This window comes from Actinacidiphila sp. bgisy160, assembly GCF_057707815.1.
In genome coordinates, this window is sequence record NZ_JBYIQW010000001.1 from 207,978 (window position 1) to 225,723 (window position 17,746).

The 17,746-nt window shown below is 72.4% G+C and carries 14 protein-coding genes and 1 pseudogene; 7 read left to right on the forward strand and 8 right to left on the reverse strand.

The annotated features are described in order from the left end of the window. Positions 1-32 precede the first annotated feature (32 nt). Positions 33-893, forward strand: a complete 861-nt coding sequence (locus tag AC3EUJ_RS01010; RefSeq protein WP_431958920.1) for an HAD family hydrolase — start codon at positions 33-35, stop codon at positions 891-893. Positions 894-905: 12 nt separating this feature from the next. Here the strand turns inward: AC3EUJ_RS01010 and AC3EUJ_RS01015 are convergent. The 5 genes and pseudogenes from AC3EUJ_RS01015 to hisC form a co-directional block, all read right to left on the reverse strand. Further along, positions 906-2,024: pseudogene (locus AC3EUJ_RS01015) on the reverse strand (GAF domain-containing sensor histidine kinase); the annotation flags it as partial. Between the two features lie 51 nt (positions 2,025-2,075). Then, on the reverse strand, positions 2,076-5,540 hold the full coding sequence (cydD, locus tag AC3EUJ_RS01020) for a thiol reductant ABC exporter subunit CydD (RefSeq protein ID WP_431958921.1): 3,465 nt from the start codon (positions 5,538-5,540) through the stop codon (positions 2,076-2,078). Between the two features lie 13 nt (positions 5,541-5,553). After that, positions 5,554-6,555 (reverse strand): cytochrome d ubiquinol oxidase subunit II, encoded by a 1,002-nt coding sequence (cydB, locus tag AC3EUJ_RS01025; protein ID WP_431958922.1) that lies wholly within the window; start codon positions 6,553-6,555, stop codon positions 5,554-5,556. A gap of 11 nt (positions 6,556-6,566) precedes the next feature. Next, positions 6,567-8,066, reverse strand: a complete 1,500-nt coding sequence (locus AC3EUJ_RS01030; RefSeq protein WP_431958923.1) for a cytochrome ubiquinol oxidase subunit I — start codon at positions 8,064-8,066, stop codon at positions 6,567-6,569. A 156-nt stretch (positions 8,067-8,222) separates the two neighbouring features. After that, the gene (gene hisC, locus AC3EUJ_RS01035) at positions 8,223-9,296 is read right to left on the reverse strand and encodes a histidinol-phosphate transaminase (protein WP_431958924.1); all 1,074 of its coding nucleotides are present in this window, start codon (positions 9,294-9,296) and stop codon (positions 8,223-8,225) included. A gap of 338 nt (positions 9,297-9,634) precedes the next feature. Here hisC and AC3EUJ_RS01040 point away from each other — a divergent pair, with 338 nt between their 5' ends. From AC3EUJ_RS01040 to AC3EUJ_RS01050, 3 genes are all read left to right on the forward strand, one after another. Continuing rightward, positions 9,635-10,732 carry a LacI family DNA-binding transcriptional regulator gene (locus AC3EUJ_RS01040; protein ID WP_431958925.1) on the forward strand — a complete coding sequence of 366 codons (1,098 nt, stop codon included), beginning with the start codon at positions 9,635-9,637 and terminating at the stop codon, positions 10,730-10,732. Positions 10,733-10,902: 170 nt separating this feature from the next. Beyond that, positions 10,903-11,940 carry a metallophosphoesterase gene (locus AC3EUJ_RS01045; protein WP_431958926.1) on the forward strand — a complete coding sequence of 346 codons (1,038 nt, stop codon included), beginning with the start codon at positions 10,903-10,905 and terminating at the stop codon, positions 11,938-11,940. Between the two features lie 162 nt (positions 11,941-12,102). Then, positions 12,103-12,960 (forward strand): hypothetical protein, encoded by an 858-nt coding sequence (locus tag AC3EUJ_RS01050; RefSeq protein ID WP_431958927.1) that lies wholly within the window; start codon positions 12,103-12,105, stop codon positions 12,958-12,960. Between the two features lie 85 nt (positions 12,961-13,045). Here AC3EUJ_RS01050 and thiC read toward each other — a convergent pair whose 3' ends face one another. After that, positions 13,046-14,803 (reverse strand): phosphomethylpyrimidine synthase ThiC, encoded by a 1,758-nt coding sequence (gene thiC / locus AC3EUJ_RS01055; protein ID WP_431958928.1) that lies wholly within the window; start codon positions 14,801-14,803, stop codon positions 13,046-13,048. A gap of 180 nt (positions 14,804-14,983) precedes the next feature. Here thiC and AC3EUJ_RS01060 point away from each other — a divergent pair, with 180 nt between their 5' ends. Both AC3EUJ_RS01060 and AC3EUJ_RS01065 read left to right on the forward strand, forming a co-directional pair. Then, positions 14,984-16,282, forward strand: coding sequence for a YibE/F family protein (locus AC3EUJ_RS01060; protein ID WP_431958929.1), 1,299 nt, complete (start codon positions 14,984-14,986; stop codon positions 16,280-16,282). Positions 16,283-16,357: 75 nt separating this feature from the next. Continuing rightward, complete coding sequence (locus AC3EUJ_RS01065) at positions 16,358-16,609, forward strand: hypothetical protein (RefSeq protein ID WP_431958930.1); 252 nt, start codon at positions 16,358-16,360, stop codon at positions 16,607-16,609. Between the two features lie 40 nt (positions 16,610-16,649). On the opposite strand, the gene AC3EUJ_RS01070 is transcribed toward AC3EUJ_RS01065, so the two are convergent. Together AC3EUJ_RS01070 and AC3EUJ_RS01075 are read right to left on the reverse strand one after the other, a co-directional pair. Then, positions 16,650-16,862: a DUF5326 family protein gene (locus tag AC3EUJ_RS01070; protein WP_018558186.1), complete on the reverse strand. Its 213-nt coding sequence runs from the start codon at positions 16,860-16,862 to the stop codon at positions 16,650-16,652. A 122-nt stretch (positions 16,863-16,984) separates the two neighbouring features. After that, positions 16,985-17,302 (reverse strand): cupin domain-containing protein, encoded by a 318-nt coding sequence (locus tag AC3EUJ_RS01075; protein ID WP_431958931.1) that lies wholly within the window; start codon positions 17,300-17,302, stop codon positions 16,985-16,987. A 57-nt stretch (positions 17,303-17,359) separates the two neighbouring features. Here AC3EUJ_RS01075 and AC3EUJ_RS01080 point away from each other — a divergent pair, with 57 nt between their 5' ends. Then, positions 17,360-17,737 (forward strand): phage holin family protein, encoded by a 378-nt coding sequence (locus AC3EUJ_RS01080; RefSeq protein WP_431958932.1) that lies wholly within the window; start codon positions 17,360-17,362, stop codon positions 17,735-17,737. The last annotated feature ends 9 nt before the right edge of the window (positions 17,738-17,746 follow it).

Sequence of the window (17,746 nt, forward strand, 5' to 3'; positions counted from 1 at the left end):
TCATATGCACCGGCATGGGGGACCATGGGTCGGTGACCTCAGCCACCCAGCATCCCCGGACCCCGGACGCCACCCTCGCGGCCCCCGCGCCGCGGCTGATCGCCACCGACCTGGACGGCACACTCCTGCGCGACGACAAGACCGTTTCGGACCGTACGATCGCCGCGCTGGCGGACGCGGAGGCCGCGGGCATCGAGGTCTTCTTCGTCACGGGCAGGCCCGCCCGGTGGATGGACGTCGTCGCCGCGCACACCGCCGGCCACGGCATGGCGATCTGCGCCAACGGCGCCGCCGTCTACGACCTGCACCGCGGCAGGCGGCTGCTGGCGGCCTACCCGCTCGACCCGCGGGACGCGCTCGCGGTCATCGCGGCCCTGCGCACCGCCGTCCCCGGCACGGCCTTCGCCGTCGAGCTGACCGGCGGCTTCGCGTACGAGCCGGGCTACCCGCCGTACGCCCCCGCGCCCGACGCGGTCGTCGCCCCGGTGGGGGAACTGCTCGACGGCGGGCGTCAGGGCCAGCCCGTGCTGAAGCTGCTCGCCAAGCACCCGTCCATCGACCCGGACACCTTCCTGCACACCGCGCGCGCGGTGGCCGGGGAGCACGCCGAGATCACCCGGTCCAGCGCGTCGGCGCTGCTGGAGATCAGCGGCACGGGGGTCAGCAAGGCGACGACCCTCGCGCGCTGCTGCGCGGACCTCGGCATCTCCGCACAGGAGGTGGTGGCCTTCGGCGACATGCCCAACGACCTCGCCATGCTGTCGTGGGCGGGCACCTCGTACGCCGTCGCCAACGCCCACCCCGACGTGCTGGCCGCCACGACGCACCGCACGGTGGCCAACGAGGAGGACGGCGTCGCTCGCGTCATCGAGCGGATCCTCGCCGCCCGCTGACGCCACCCGGTCTCAGAGGGGCGCCTCCCAGGCGAGCGTGGTGCCCTTGCCGTCCGGCCCCGGCCCGAAGGTCGACTCGCCGCCCAGCGACTCAGCGCGGCGGGCGAGGTTGCGCAGCCCGCTGCGCCGTCCGGTCTCGGGGATGCCGATGCCGTCGTCGGAGACGATGAGCCGCACCCCCTCGCGGCCGTCGGCGAGCACGGCGGTGGCGTCGAGCACGACCTCGACCCAGGTGGCGCCCGCGTGCCGCTGGACGTTGGACAGCGCCTCGCGCAGCGCCGCCACGAGGTTGCGGGCGCTGAGCGCGCCGACCCGGTGGTCCACGGGCCCGACGAAGCGTACGGAGGGCGGGAAGCCCAGGCCCCGCGCGGCGGATCCGGTCTCCCGCAGCACCTGGGCGCGCAGTCCCGACGGCGCGTCGTCCCGCGGCTCCTGCTGCAGCGCGAAGATCGCCGTCCGCACCTCCTGGATGGTGGCGTCCAGTTCCTCGACCGCGTGCGCGATGCCCTCCTCGGCCTCGGGCGACAGCGCCTTGCGCCGGGCTCCCTGGAGCATCAGGCCCGTCGCGAAGAGCCGCTGGATGACCAAGTCGTGCAGGTCGCGGGCGATCCGGTCGCGCTCCTCGTAGACGGCCAGCCGGTTGCGGTCGCGCTGGGCGTCGGCGAGCAGCAGGGCGAGTGCCGCCTGTGCCGCGAACTGGGTGGCGACGAAGCGCTCGTCCTCGGTGAAGCCCGGCGCGCCGTGCGCCCGCGGCAGTGCGAGCGCGCCCATCACATGACCGCTGCTCTGCAGCGGCAGCATCATGCAGGCGCCGAAGCGCGGGGCGATCGCCATGGTCATCCGGTCGTCGGTCGCGGCGTCGTCCGCGAACACCGGCTCGCCCGCCATCAGCGGCGCGACGGGCGGGCTGTCGGCCTCCAGGACCGTGCCGACCAGTCCCGCGGGCTGTCGGGCCGAGACCGCGACCACCTCCAGACCGCCCTCGACGGTCGGCAGCAGAACCAGGCCGGCGTCGGCCCCCACGAGCGCGCGGGCCTGCTCGGCGACGACGTCGAGCGCGTCCTCGCCCGGTTGCTCGTCCGGTTGTTCGTCCGCCAGCAGCGCGGACGTGACCGAGCCGACGGCGTCCAGCAGTTTGGCCAGTGGTTCTGCCATACGGCGAGCCTAGGACGGTGCCGCGTTCTATGCCGTGATCGACTCCGGCTCGGGCGCGCCCAGTGCCTCGGCCGCCCGCTCGCGCTCCAGGCCCCGGCGGAACGGGCTGTCGGCGGCGGCGAGCTCACGGTGCGTACCGCGCTGGACGACCCGGCCGCCGTCGAGGACGAGGATCTCGTCGACCTCCTCCAGACCGGTGAGGCGGTGGGTGATCAGCACGGTCGTACGGCCGGTGGTCGCGGCCAGCAGATCGGCGGTCAGGGCGTCGGCGGTGGCCAGGTCGAGGTGTTCCGCGGGCTCGTCGAGCACCAGGACGGGGAAGTCCGCGAGCAGCGCCCGGGCCAGCGCCAGCCGCTGGCGCTGGCCGCCCGACAGGCGGGTGCCGTGCTCGCCGACCGGGAGGTCGAGGTCCAGGTCGAGCCGGGCCGCGGCGAGCGCCTTCCGCAGTTCCGCGTCGTCCGCGTTGGGGCGGGCCAGGCGCAGGTTCTCCCGGACCGTGCTGTCGAAGGCGTGCGCGTCCTGGGCGCACAGACCGACCATGCGGCGCACGGCGTCGCCGTCGAGGGCCGTCGCGTCGGTGCCGGCGAGGGTGTACGTGCCCGCCTCGACGTCCAGGAAGCGCAGCAGCACATGGGCCAGGGTCGTCTTGCCCGAACCGGAGGGGCCGACGACGGCGATCCGGCGGCCGGGCGTCAGTTCGAGGCCGACACCGTCCAGCGCGGGACGGGGCTGCCCCGGGTGGCGGGCGGTGAGACCGCGCAGCACCAGGGGGTGCGGCCCGGTGGGCGCGGCCGCGGGGTGTGCCGGCTCCCGTACGGGCTCGGGGGTGTCGAGCACGTCGTACACGCGCTGCGCCGCCTGGCGGCTGCGCTGCCGGTACTGTGCCGCGAGCGGCATGGCGGCCACCGCCTCGAAGGCGGCGAGCGGGGTGAGCACGACGACCGCGAGCGCCACCCCGGACAGTCCGCCGCCGGCCACCGCCCGCAGGCCCGCCCAGGCGCAGACGGTGACAGTGAGTCCGCTGACCAGGGCGCCGAGCCCGGCCCCGAGCGCCGCGCCGGCCGCGGAACGCGCGGCGATCCGGGTGAGCACGCGGTCCGCCTCGGCCGCCTTTGCGCGGCGCCCGGGCAGGGCCCCGGCGACGGTCAGTTCCGCGGTGCCGGTGAGCACCTCGACCACCTGGGCCGCGAGTTCGCCGCGGGCGGGGGCGAGGGCACGTTCGGCGCGCCGGGCGAGCGCCGCGGAGGCGGTCGGCACGGCCACGCCCGCGGCGAGCAGTCCCACCGCCAGGGCGGCGCCGGCACCGGGCAGCAGCCACGCGGTGAACGCGGCCGCGGCGGTGCCGGTGAGCACGGCGGCGCCGGCCGGGAGGAGCCAGCGCAGGAAGTAGTCCTGCAGGCCGTCGACGTCGGCGACGAGGCGGGAGAGCAGGTCGCCCCGCCGGGTGTCACGCAGCGCGGCCGGCGCGAGCCGCTCCAGCCGGCGGTACACCGTGACCCTGAGGTCGGCCAGGGCGCGGAAGACGGCGTCGTGCGAGACCAGGCGCTCGGCGTAGCGGAACACCGCCCGGCCGATGCCGAAGGCCCGGGTCGCGGTGACCGCGACCATCAGGTAGAGGACCGGCGGCTGCTGGGAGGCCCGGGAGATCAGCCAGGCCGAGGTCGCCATCAGGCCGACGGCGCTCAGCAACGCGAGGGCGCCGAGCAGCAGCGCGAGGGCGAAGCGGGGCCGTAGCGGTGCCGCGATCCGGCGCACCCGGGTCAGCGGCGCGGAGGTCCTGGAGGACGCGGGCGCAGCGACGGCGTGGGCCGTGCCGAGGGGTTCGGGGGCGGTCGCCGCCGCCTCGGCCCGGGCGGGGTGCGCCACCGCGGGTGGCACGGCGTCCTGCGGGCGGGCGTCGAGCCGCACCGTCCGGTCCGCCACGGCGAGCAGCGCCGGGCGGTGCACCACGAGCAGCACCGTGCGGCCGGCCGCGAGCCGCCGGACGGCGTCGACCACGGCCGCCTCGGTCTCCCCGTCCAGCGCCGCCGTGGGCTCGTCGAGCAGCAGCAGCGGCCGGTCGGCGAGGAAGGCCCGGGCCAGGGCGACGCGTTGCCGCTGTCCGGCGGAGAGCCCCCCGCCGCCCTCCCCGAGGGCCGTCGCGGGGTCGAGGTCCGGGGCGCCGGCGTCCCGGAGTGCGGCACGGACCTCGGCCGGGCTCGCGTCCGGCCGGGCCAGCCGTACGTTGTCGGCGACGGTCCCGGCGAACAGGTGCGGCCGCTGGGGCACCCAGGCGATCTGCCGGTGCCAGCCGGCCGGGTCGTGGTCGGCGAGGTCGGTGCCGTCGGCCAGGACCCGTCCCGAGGTCGGCTCGGTGAAGCCGAGCAGCACACCGAGCAGCGTGCTCTTGCCGATCCCGCTGGGGCCGGTGAGGGCGATCGTCTCACCGGGGGAGACCCGCAGGGAGACGGGCCCGAGGCGGCCCTGCACGGCGACCCCGTCCAGTTCGACGACCGCGGTCCGCAGGTCGGGGGCCGGGGCCGTACCGCGCCGGGGCGGTGCGGTCTCCAGGACGGCGAAGACCTCGTCGGCGGCGGAGAGCCCCTCGGCGGCCGCGTGGTAGTGCGCGCCCACCTGGCGCAGCGGCAGGTACGCCTCGGGTGCCAGGACGAGGATGACCAGCCCGGTGTAGAGGTCGAGTTCGCCGTGGACCAGCCGCATGCCGACCCCGACGGCGACCAGGGCGACCGAGATGGTGGAGAGCAGTTCCAGGGCGAAGGAGGAGAGGAAGGTGATGCGCAGCGTCCGCATGGTGGCGCGCCGGTGGTCTGCGGTGATGGCGCGGATGGACTCGGCCTGCGCCTTGGCCCGGCCGAAGACCTTGAGGGTGGGCAGGCCCGCGACGACGTCGAGGAAGTGGCCGGACAGCCGGGAGAGCAGCTGCCACTGACGGTCCATGCGGGCCTGGGTGGCCCAGCCGATGAGGACCATGAAAACCGGGATGAGAGGGAGGGTCAGGGCGATGGTGAGCGCCGAGATCCAGTCCTCGGTGACGATGCGGGCGAGGACGGCGGCGGGCACCACGACGGCCAGGCCCAGTTGGGGCAGGTAGCGGGCGAAGTAGCCGTCGAGCGCGTCGATGCCCCGGGTGGCGAGCGTGGTGAGCTCACCGGTCCGGCGCTCGGTCAGCCCCGCCGGGCCCAGCGCGGTGACGTGCTCCAGCAGCCGTGTCCGCAGCTGGGACTTGACGGCGGCGGAGGCACGGTGGGCGCACAGCTCGGTGAGCCAGGAGACGGCCGCCCGGCCGGCCGCGACACCGGCGAGCAGCAGCAGCGGGGTGCGCAGCGCCCCGGCGTCGAGACCGTCCTCGAAACCCCCGACGACGATCTCCGCGACGACCATCGCCTGCGCGATGACCAGGCCCGCGCCGACGAGACCGAGCAGGACGGAGACGGCGAGGAACACACGGGCCGAGCGGGCGTACCTCAGGAGCCGGGGGTCGACGGGTTTCACGTGAAACAGCTCCTCAGTGCGCTTCGGCGATGTGCTGAGTGCCGATCCGCTTGCGGAACACCCAGTACGTCCAGGCCTGGTAGAGCACGACCAGCGGGGCCGCGATCCCGGCGCACCAGGTCATGATCTTCAGCGTGTAGGGGGTCGAGGAGGCGTTCTTCACCGTCAGGCTCCACGCGGGGTCCAGCGTGGAGGGCATGACGTCCGGGAAGAGCACCAGGAAGAGCATCGCCACCGCGGCGACGACGGTGACCCCGGAGTAGGCGAACGCCCAGCCCTCGCGGCCCTTCAGGTTGGCGCCGAGCGCGGCGAGCAGCGCGAGCACGGCGACGACCGCGGCCGCCAGGCTCCAGGCGTCGCCGCCGTGGCCCTGCGTCCAGGCCAGGAAGGCCAGAGCCAGCACGGCGGTGACCGCTCCGGCCCGGGTGGCGAACCGGCGGGCGCGGGCGCGGATGTCGCCGAGGGTCTTCAGCGCCGCGAAGACCGCGCCGTGGAAGGTGAAGAGGCTGAGCGTGACGAGTCCGCCGAGCAGGGCGTAGGGGCCGAGCAGATCGCGAATCCCGCCGGTGTACTCACCGGAGGCGTCGATCTCCACCCCGTGCACGATGTTGGCGAACGCCACGCCCCACAGGAACGCGGGGACCAGGGAGGTCCAGAAGATCGCCTGCTCCCAGGCGGTCTGCCAGCGTTCACTGGCGCGCTTGGCCCGGTACTCGAAGGCGACGACCCGGACGATCAGGCAGAGCAGGATCACCAGGAGCGGCAGGTAGAAGCCGGAGAAGAGGGTCGCGTACCACTCGGGGAAGGCGGCGAAGGTGGCGCCGCCGGCGGTGATCAGCCAGACCTCGTTGCCGTCCCAGACCGGGCCGATGGTGTTGATCAACACCCGCCGCTCGGGGCGGTCGCGGGCGAGCAGCCGGGTGAGGACGCCGATACCGAAGTCGAAGCCCTCGAGGAAGAAGTAGCCGGTCCACAGGACCGCGATGAGGACGAACCAGACGTCGTGGAGTTGCATGCCGTCTCTCCCTAGTACGAGAAGGCCATCGGGCGGTCGGCGTCGCCGCCGATCTTCGTGGGGGGATCGAGGTCGGCCTCGGTGAGCTCGGGCGGCCCGGCCTTGGCGTACTTGACCAGGAGCTTGACCTCGACGACGGCGAGGACGGCGTAGAGCGTGGTGAGGACGATCAGCGAGGTCAGCATCTCGGCGGTGGAGACGCCGGGGGAGACCGCGTCCTCGGTGCGCAGCAGCCCGTACACCACCCACGGCTGGCGGCCGTTCTCGGTGAAGATCCAGCCCCAGGAGTTGGCGATCAGCGGGAAGCCCATGGTGAGCAGCCCGATCCGCCAGTACCAGCGGGACAGGGCCGGGGAGAGGGCGGTGTTCCTGGTGAGCATCAGATGCGGGGGCTCGTCGTCGGCGGTGCGCCGGTCCTCGGCGAGCCAGAACCTGCGGCGGGTGAGCCAGAGTCCCGCCAGGCCGACCGCGAAGGAGGTCATGCCGAACCCGATCATCCAGCGGAAGCCCCAGTAGGCGACCGGGATGTTGGGCCGGTAGTCGCCGGGGCCGTACTTCTCCTGCTCGGCCTTGTTGACGTCGTTGATGCCGGGGACGTACGAGCTGAAGTCGTCGTGGGCGAGGAAGGACAGCAGGCCGGGGACCTCGACGGCCACGGTGTTGTGGCCCTTCTCGACGTCGCCGTAGGCGAAGATCGAGAACGGGGCCGGGGACTCGCCGTCCCACAGGGCCTCGGCGGCGGCCATCTTCATCGGCTGCTGCTCGTACATGACCTTGCCCAGCCGGTCGCCGCTGATCGCGGTGAGCAGGCCGGCGACGACGGCGGTGACCAGGGCGAGGCGCAGCGAGGTCCTCATGACGGCGACGTGCTTGCGCCGGGCCAGGTGGTAGGCCGAGATGCCGATCATGAAGGCGGCGCCGGTCAGGAAGGCCGCGGTCAGTGTGTGGAAGACCACGACGAGGGTGGTGTTCTGGGTGATCACGGCCCAGAAGTCGGTGAGCTCGGCGCGGCCGGTGACCTTGTTGTAGCGGTAGCCGACCGGGTGCTGCATCCAGGAGTTGGCCGCGAGGATGAAGTACGCGGACAGGATCGTGCCCAGCGAGACCAGCCAGATGCAGGCCAGGTGGAGCTTCTGCGGGAGCTTGTCCCAGCCGAAGATCCACAGGCCGATGAAGGTGGACTCGAAGAAGAAGGCGATGAGCGACTCGAAGGCGAGCGGGGCGCCGAACACGTCGCCGACGAAGCGCGAGTAGTCCGACCAGTTCATGCCGAACTGGAACTCCTGGACCAGGCCGGTGGCCACGCCCATGGCGATGTTGATCAGGAAGAGCTTGCCCCAGAACTTGGTCGCCCGGAGGTACTTCTCCTTGCCCGTGCGCACCCAGGCCGTTTGCAGGCCGGCGGTCAGGGCGGCGAGGGAGATCGTGAGGGGGACGAAGAGGTAGTGGTAGACGGTCGTGATGCCGAATTGCCATCGCGCGACGACGACGGAGTCCAGTGCCAGGTCCACGTCACGCCTCCTAACTTGCCGCGTTTGTGAAAGTGAACGCATTCACAAACTCAGTATGCCGCACACGCTTTCGCCCCCTCACACCGGGGGGTGGGAAGGGGCGAAAGGGGGCATGCTATGACGCCCCGTGGCACCCGGGACGCCGCGTGGGAACGGCTACAACTCCTTCCGGAAAGCCTCTGCCGTACGGAGCAGGACGTCGTTGGCGGCCACCTCGCCGACCGTGATCCGCACACCCTCCCCCGCGAACGGACGGACGGTGACGCCGGCCCGCTCGCAGGCCGCGGCGAAGTCGGTCGTGCGCTCCCCCAGGCGCAGCCACACGAAGTTGGCCTGTGTCTCCGGCACCGTCCAGCCCTGCGCGGTCAGCCCGTCGAACACCCGGGTCCGCTCGGTGACCAGCGCGTCGACCCGCTCCAGCAGCGCCGCCTCCGCGCGCAGCGAGGCCACCGCCGCATCCTGGGCGAGCTGGCTCACGCCGAAAGGGACGGCCGTCTTGCGCAGCGCCGCGGCGACCGGCTCGTGCGCGATCGCGAACCCCACGCGCAGCCCGGCGAGCCCGTACGCCTTGGAGAAGGTGCGCAGCACCGCGACGTTGGGGCGGTCGCGGTAGACCTCGACGCCGTCCGGGACCTCGGGGTCGCGGATGAACTCCTTGTACGCCTCGTCCAGCACGACCAGCACGTCCGAGGGGACGCGGTCCAGGAAGCGCTCCAGCGCGGCCCGGCGGACCACCGTGCCGGTGGGGTTGTTGGGGTTGCAGACGAAGACCAGCCGCGTCCGGTCGGTGATCGCCGCGGCCATCGCGTCGAGGTCGTGGGTCTCGTCCGCGTCCAGCGGCACCGGCACCGAGGCCGCTCCGCTGATCTGCGTGATGATCGGATAGGCCTCGAAGGACCGCCAGGCGTAGACGACCTCGTCACCCGGTCCCGCGGTCGACTGCAGCAGTTGCTGCGCGACACCGACCGAGCCGGTGCCCGTCGCGATGTGCTCCACCGGCACGCCGAAGCGGTGTGCCAGCTCGGCGTGGAGGGCCGTGCACGCCATGTCCGGGTAGCGGTTGAAGTTCTCCGCGGCGGCGGTGGCCGCCTCCAGGACACCCGGCAGCGGCGCGTAGGGATTCTCGTTGGAGGACAGCTTGTAAGCGGTCACTCCCTCTTCCACGGCCGGGGGTCTTCCCGGCTTGTACGTGGGGATGCCGTCCAGTTCGCGGCGCAGTTTGGGGCTCATGCCCCACACCATACGAGCGCCCGCCCGGCCGGGGGAGGCCTTGCGGCCCACGGGCGCGCGACGGGGGCTCGCGGCGGACGGGGCAGGCGGTGCGACGCACTGAGCGCCCGTGGCGCGCGCGGTGGCGCGCATCCCTCGTAGGGGTGAGTTGACGGTCACGCACACCGCGGGACGCCGGGCGGGCGGCGCCCCGTGACGGACCCGTGATCCTCGGTAGACACCCGCCGTCACCTGCGATTTTCCCGCCACGCCCGGCACCGCGGGCGGGGAAACGTATCTGTCAACGCCTTCTCCGGCACCCCGCGAACGGACCACCCGGCCCCTACTATCACCACGCCATGACAGCAGCAGGGAACCACCAGGCGAGCCGGCCCGTCGGACGCCGGCTGGAGCGGGCCGGCATCAGGGACGTCGCCGCCGCGGCCGGTGTCTCGATCACCACTGTCTCCGACGCGCTCAACGGCAAGGGCAGACTGCCCGACGCCACCCGCCGCCACGTCCGTGAGGTCGCCGACCGGCTGGGCTACCGCCCCTCCGCCGCCGCCCGCACGCTGCGCACCGGCAGGTCGGGGCTGATCGGGCTGACGGTGACGACGTACGGGGAAGAACCTTTCACCTTCACCGAGTTCGCGTACTTCGCCGAGATGGCCAGGGCCGCCACCTCCGCCGCCCTGGCCCGCGGCTACGCCCTGGTCATCCTGCCCGCCTCCTCCCGGCACGACGTGTGGAGCAACGTGGCGCTGGACGGCACGGTCGTGATCGACCCCTCGGACCACGACCCGATGGTCACGGAGCTGGTGCGCCAAGGCATCCCCGTGGTCAGCGACGGCCGCCCGGCCGGCAGCCTGCCCGTCCGGGCGTGGGTGGACAACGACCACGAGGCCGCCGTGCTCGGCATCCTGGAGCACCTCGCCGAGGCGGGGGCCCGCCGGATCGGACTGCTCACCGGCACCAGCACCGACACGTACACCCGGCTGTCCACCACCGCCTACCTCGGCTGGTGCGAGCGGATCGGCCAGGAACCCGTCGTCGAGGCCTACCCGGCCCACGACCCGTGCGCCGGCGCCGTCGCCGCCGACCGCCTGCTCGCCCGGCCCGACCGCCCCGACGCGGTCTACGGCCTCTTCGACCCCAACGGCACCGACCTGCTCGCCGCCGCCCGCCGCTACGGGCTGCGCGTGCCCGACGACCTCCTGCTGGTCTGCTGCAGCGAGAGCGTGGTCTACGCGACGACCGAACCCCCGATCACCACGCTCTCCCTCAAACCGGGGCGGATCGGCACCGCGGTCGTCCAGCTGCTCATCGACGCCATCGAGGGGGTGGACGCGGGCCGCCCGGTACAGCAGGTCATGCCGACCGACCTGATCGTCCGCACGTCCTCCCAGCGGCGCTCGCCACGCACCACCATCAGCCCGCCCCGCGGGCCCGCGGGGTAATGGGAACGGTCGCCTCCGGTTGAGAACAGCCCGCCCCGGGCGGATTTGTCCGCACGGGATGAAATCGCTATCAGCAGGTGTGTCACGCCACGACATCGTCATTCCTATGATGGGCGGATGGTGGCGCGACGGTGGAGGGGTCGATGACTCAGGGGGCAGGTCAGGGACCCATGCCCGGTACCTCGTACGGCTGGTCTCAGGACCCCGCGGAGGCGGTGGCGCACGCTGCGCCCATGACGCCGTCGGCGCACCCCGCCGATGCCGTCGGGGCCCCGCCCGGATACCCGGCCGGACACGAACCGACCATGATCGACGAACAGATGATGCCCCCGGAGTACACGCCCACCCAGCGCGACCTCCCGGTGGTCACCGCGACCGACGCCCAGGCACTGGGCCCGCTCTACGTCGTCGGCGACGTCCACGGCTACCTGGACCGGCTGTGCGAGGCCCTGTACGCGACCGGGCTGATCGACTCCGAGGGCCACTGGGCGGCCGGCAACGCCCGCTTGTGGTTCCTCGGCGACTTCACCGACCGCGGCCCCGACGGCATCGGCGTGATCGAGCTCGTCATGCAGCTGTCCGCGGAGGCCGCCGCGGCCGGCGGCTACGCCCGCGCCCTCATGGGCAACCACGAGCTGCTGCTGCTCGGCGCCCACCGCTTCGGCGACACCCCGGTGAACTCCGCCGCCGGCACCGCCTCCTTCCTCGCCGCCTGGCGCCTCAACGGCGGCCAGACCAGCGACATGGAGCGGCTGCAGGACCACCACGTCGCCTGGATGTCCCGGCTGGACGCGGCAGCCCTCACCGACGGCCACCTGCTGCTGCACTCCGACACCACCGCGTACCTGGAGTACGGCACCACCATCGACGCGATGAACGACGCCGTCACCGGCATCCTGCAGCGCGGCGACGCCGACGAGTGCTGGGAGCTGTTCCGCAAGTTCACCCGGCGCTTCGCCTTCCGCGGCGAGTCGGGGCCACAGGCCGCCCGGGAACTGCTGGACACCTACGGCGGCCACCGCGTCGTGCACGGCCACAGCCCCATCCCGTACCTGCTCGGCGAGCCCGGCGGGGAACTCGGTGCCGAGCAGCCGGACCGGTCCGCTGTCGTCGAGGGACCGCACGTGTACGCGGAGGACCTGGCGGTGGCCATGGACGGCGGCGTGACCATGGACGGCAAACTCCTGGTCGCGCAGCTGCCGTTGTAGTCCCCGGAAAACTCCATTTTCCGGAAACACTCTGTCACCGCGTCACCTCCGCGCTCTACCATCGGGATATCCGTAGGCAGCTTCTCCTCCGCTTCCGCCCAGCCGGTCCGGACCTTCGTCCTTCGTGAACTCCGGGCGGCACCGGAGACGGAGCATCGGGGGATGCACATGAACAGCGCTCCACACCTGCTGACCGAGGACCGCCCGGAGTTCGAGCGTGCCCTCGACACGGCTTTGCGCTCGGAGGGCACGCGGGCCGCCCTCGCCGACGCGCGGAACCGTCTCAACGCCGAGCAGTTGCGCACCATGGCGCTGGGCGCGGCCGAGTCCATCTCCGCCTGCGCCGCGCCCGAGTACGAGCAGTTCGTCAAGGTCCGCGAGACCTTCGCGGAGCGGCGCAGAGAGGCACGCACCGCCACCGTGCCCGGCCTGGGCTACGCGGCCGCGGCGGCCCCGGTCACCGCGGACGGCTCGGGGGCCGGGCTGTTCGCCGTCGTCGCCGTGCTCACCCCGATCCTGGCGGGTACGGCCGCCTTCATCTTCCTCGTGCTCGGGTACGCCCTGCGCTTCGGGCACCCCGAACCGGCGATCGCCCCGCCATTGCGGCAGGCCGGCTGGCTCTTCGCGGCCGTCGCCGCCTGCGGCGTCGTCATCGGCATGGCCGGGCTGCTGCTCACCGCGCTGCGCAACGGCTCGACCGCCCTCCACGACCCTCCCGACAACGAGCCCCGGGACGTCGCGCTCGCCCGCGAGCTGTGGCGCCGGGCCCTGGTGGAACGGGGGCTGCAGCCCTTCCTCGACGAGGCCCTCGCCAAGGCCGCCGGCGCCGCGCCCACCGCCCCCACCGCGACCACGGGCGGCAACTCCCGGATGCCGCGCCTCGGGTACTCCCGTCCCGACTTCTCCAGCCCCGGCCCCGAGTCCTCCCCCGAACCCGGGGACCGCTTCACCAGCCCGGACTTCTCCAGCCCCGACTTCTCCAGCCCCGACTTCGGCGGCCCTGACCACACCCCGGACTGACGCCCCGCGCCCGGGGCGGTTCCACGAGGTCCTGGCGGGCCCGCGGTGCCCTCGGGGGTCGCGGGCCCGCCGGGGCGGGAAAGGGTCAGTCGGCCAGCGGGAGGTAGACCCGGTTGCCCGAGGCCGCGAACTCCTTGGACTTCGCCAGCATCCCGGCCTCGATCTCCTCCGCGGTGGCTTCCGCGTCGCCGCCGAACCGCTCCGTGATGCTTCTACTGATCTTCATCGAGCAGAACTTCGGCCCGCACATGGAGCAGAAGTGCGCGGTCTTGGCCGGCTCCGCCGGGAGCGTCTCGTCGTGGAACGCCCTTGCCGTGTCCGGGTCGAGGGCCAGGTTGAACTGGTCCTCCCAGCGGAACTCGAAGCGGGCGTCGGACAGGGCGTCGTCCCACTCCTGGGCGCCGGGGTGGCCCTTGGCGAGGTCGGCGGCGTGGGCGGCGATCTTGTAGGTGATGACGCCGGTCTTGACGTCGTCGCGGTCGGGCAGCCCCAGGTGCTCCTTGGGGGTGACGTAGCAGAGCATGGCCGTGCCCCACCAGGCGATCATCGCCGCGCCGATGCCGGAGGTGATGTGGTCGTAGGCGGGCGCGATGTCGGTGGTGAGCGGGCCGAGGGTGTAGAACGGCGCCTCCTCGCAGATCTCCTGCTGGAGGTCGATGTTCTCCTTGATCTTGTGCATGGGGACGTGCCCGGGTCCCTCGATCATGGTCTGTACGCCGTGCCGCTTCGCGACGGTGTTGAGTTCGCCGAGCGTGCGCAGCTCCGCGAACTGGGCCTCGTCGTTGGCGTCCGCGATGGAGCCGGGACGCAGGCCGTCACCGAGGGAGTAGGTGACGTCGTAGGCGGAGAGGATCTCGCAGAGCTCCTCGAAGTTCTCGTAGAGGAAGCTCTCCTTGTGGTGCGCGAGGCACCAGGCCGCCATGATCGACCCGCCGCGGGAGACGATGCCCGTCTTGCGGCGGGCGGTCAGCGGGACGTAGCGCAGCAGCACGCCGGCGTGGACCGTCATGTAGTCGACGCCCTGCTCGGCCTGTTCGATGACGGTGTCCTTGTAGATCTCCCAGGTCAGTTCCTCGGCCTTGCCGTCGACCTTCTCCAGGGCCTGGTAGAGGGGGACGGTGCCGATGGGGACGGGGGAGTTGCGCAGCACCCACTCGCGCGTGGTGTGGATGTTGCGGCCGGTGGAGAGGTCCATGACCGTGTCGGCGCCCCAGCGGGTGGCCCAGGTCATCTTGTCGACCTCCTCCTCGATGGAGGAGGTGACGGCCGAGTTGCCGATGTTGGCGTTGACCTTCACCAGGAACCGCTTGCCGATGATCATCGGCTCGCTCTCCGGGTGGTTGACGTTCGCCGGCAGGACGGCGCGTCCCGCCGCGATCTCCTCGCGGACGACCTCGGGGGAGACGTTCTCGCGGATGGCGACGTACTCCATCTCCGGGGTGATCTCGCCCCGCCGCGCGTACGCCAGTTGGGTCACCGGCTGCCCGGGAGCGCCGCGCCGGGGAAGGCGGGGACGGCCGGGGATGACGGCGTCCAGGTTGCGCAGGCCGCCGCGCGGTGAGGTGTGTCTGACGCCGTCGTCCTCCGGGCGGACGGGGCGGCCGGGGTACTCCTCGGTGTCGCCGCGGGCGACGATCCAGTTCTCCCGCAGCGGCGCGAGGCCGCGGCGGACGTCGGTGGTGATGTTGGGGTCGGTGTACGGGCCGGACGTGTCGTACAGCGTCACGTCCCGGCCGTCGGTCAGGTGCACTCGGCGGACAGGGACCCGGATGTCCGGGCGGGACCCGGTCACGTAGCCCTTGTGCCAGCCGATTTCGCGCGCGCGTGCATCCTGCATGGTCATGAGACCCACTCCCTACGCCGGCATTACCCGGTAACAGGTTCAGCGGTCGGCGCAGCTGGTGGCCCTCGGCCGGTCAGCGCCCTCTCAGCCCGGTGCTCCGAGCTCCCGCGTTTGCAAAGGTGCCTCAACGCTAGCGGGTCCTCGCCGGCGCACACCAGAGGGTGTTGCGATGATCGGGCCGTGGACTCCACTCAACCTCACGCACACGCCCCCGGTCACAGCCACGGTCACGGCCCGGTGCCACCGGCCTCCCGGCACCTGCGCAAGGTCATCGCCGCCGTCCTGATCCCCTTCGTCGCGGCCGTGGTGGCCGGCCTGGTGGTGCTCTGGCCGGGCGGCGTGCCGAAGCACGAGCGCAGCGGCGTCGGCTTCGACCAGCAGACGCAGTCCGGGCGGGTGGTGAGGGTCGAGGAGGTCAAGTGCTCGGACGTCAACGCCGAACCGGGCACCGGAGCCGCGCCCTCCCCCGGCCCGACGTCGGTGCCGTCGGGTCCGGCCATCTGCGAGCGCGCGACGATCGAGGTCACCTCGGGCAAGGACGCGGGCCGCACCTTCACCGAGATCGTGCAGCCCACCCAGACCCGGCACTACACCAAGGGCCAGAAGGTGCTGCTGGCGTACGCGCCCCAGGCGCCGCGCGAACTGCAGTACTCGGTGACCGACGTCGACCGGGCCTTCCCGCTGTGGCTGCTGGCCGGGATCTTCGCCGCGGTGGTCGTCGTGGTCGGGCGGCTGCGCGGAATCCTGGCGCTGGTCGCGCTGATCATCAGCTTCGCGGTGCTGACGCTGTTCATCCTCCCGGCGATTCTGCACGGCGGCAATCCGCTGCTGGTCGCGGTGATCGGCGGCAGCGCCATCATGCTGATCGCGCTCTACATGTGCCACGGCCTGAGCGCCCGTACCTCGGTGGCGGTCCTGGGCACCCTGTGCTCGCTGCTGCTGATCGGCTTCCTGGGCTCGGTCTTCACCGACTGGGCGCTGCTCAGCGGCAACACCTCCGACGAGACCGGGCTGATCCACTCCCTGTACCCGGGCATCGAGATCCGCGGTCTGCTGCTGGCCGGCATCATCATCGGTTCGCTGGGCGTCCTGGACGACGTGACGGTCACCCAGACCTCGGCGGTGTGGGAGCTGCGGGAGGCGGACCCGGGGGCGAGCTGGCGCCGGCTGTACTCGGCGGCGATGCGGATCGGTCGCGACCACATCGCCTCGGTCGTCAACACCCTGGTGCTGGCCTACGCGGGCGCGGCGCTGCCGTTGCTGCTGCTCTTCTCCGTCGCGGAGCGCGGAGTGCTGGCCGTGGCGGGCAGCGAGCTGGTCGCCGAGGAGATCGTGCGGACCCTGGTGGGCAGCATCGGCCTGGTGGTGGCGGTGCCGTTGACGACGGCGCTGGCCGCACTCGTGGTGTCGGCGGACCGCGGCAACGGCGACACGGTTCCCGCGGGCACCGGTCGAGGGCACCGGCGTCGCGCCAAGTGACCCGGACGGGCAGAGACGATCAAGGCGCGTGGCGCGGCCCTGACGGAGAACCAGGAGGCGCTCGCCGCCCGGCAGATGGCCGAGGTCGGGCCGGAGATCGTCCGGACGGGCGCCGAGGCCTTCGGCGACGTCGGTCACATGATGCTGCTGAACGGCGCCGACGGGCTGTCGGAGATGCTCGCCGAGGCGCTCACCGTGGGCGCCACTGTCCTGGGCCTGGCCCGTCAGCTGGTCGCCCGGATGAACGGCGCGACCGGCGCCGACGGCGACGCCCCGGCGGGCGGTGCGGCGCCGCGCAGCCCCGGGCGCGTCCGGCTGCGGGACTGAGCGGCGCACCTCCCGTGGGGCCCGGACCTGCCCCACGGGGTCACCACTTGTCGCGGGAGTCGGACGAGGACGAGGTGAACTTCTTGACCACGTACACCAGGCCGCCGACCAGCGCCACGAAGACCAGCACCTTGAACAGCAGCCAGAACAGGAACCCGATCGCGCTGGCGATCATGCCGCCGAAGACCACGATCGCGATCACGGGCACCGCGACCCACTTGACCCACCAGGGCAGGCCCTCGAAGAGCTTCACCGTTTCCTCCTCCTTGTCGTCCTTCCGCTCCCAGGCTAGGGCCGCGACGGCCCCCTGCGGAGGCCTCGCGGTCCCCATCCGTCCCTGACCCTCCCCCTACGGGAACCCTGGGGCGGAGGCCCTCACGCCTCGGGGGGCGAGAAGACCACCAGGACCTTCAGGTCCTCGGTGACGTGGTGGAAGCGGTGCGGCGCCCCGGCCGGGACGTAGACCACGCTGCCGCGCGCGACGTGCGTCGTCTCCTCCCCCACGGTGACCAGTGCCCGGCCGCTCACGACCAGGTAGATCTCGTCCTGCGCGTGCGGTTTCTGCGGGTCGAGCTCCCCGGCCCGCAGGGCGTAGAGCCCGGCGGACATGTTCCGCTCGCGCAGGAAGCTGAGGTACGCGCCCTCGTTGGCGGCCCGCTCGGCCTCCAGGTCGTCCAGCCGGAACACCTTCACGTGGCCGCTCCCTCTCACCTCTGTGCCTGTGCGATCACTTCTGCGACGATCTCAGCCATGATGAACTTCGTCGTCAAGACGCTCGCGAATGCCGGAGCCCTGCTGGTGGCCATCTGGCTCGTGGGCAACATCACGCTCACCGGTGACGACACCGGGCACAAGGCCCTCACCCTCATCCTCGTCGCCCTGGTCTTCGGCGTGGTGAACTGGCTGGTGAAGCCGCTGGTGAAGCTGCTGTCGCTGCCCCTGCTCGTGCTGACCCTCGGCTTGTTCACGCTGGTCGTGAACGCCCTGATGCTGCTGCTCACGTCCTGGATCTCCGGCAGGCTGGACCTGGACTTCCACGTCGAGGGCTTCTGGGCGGCGTTCCTCGGCGGCCTGATCATCAGCATCGTCTCCTGGGCGCTGAACATGGTCCTCCCGGACAACGACTGAGCCCGGCAC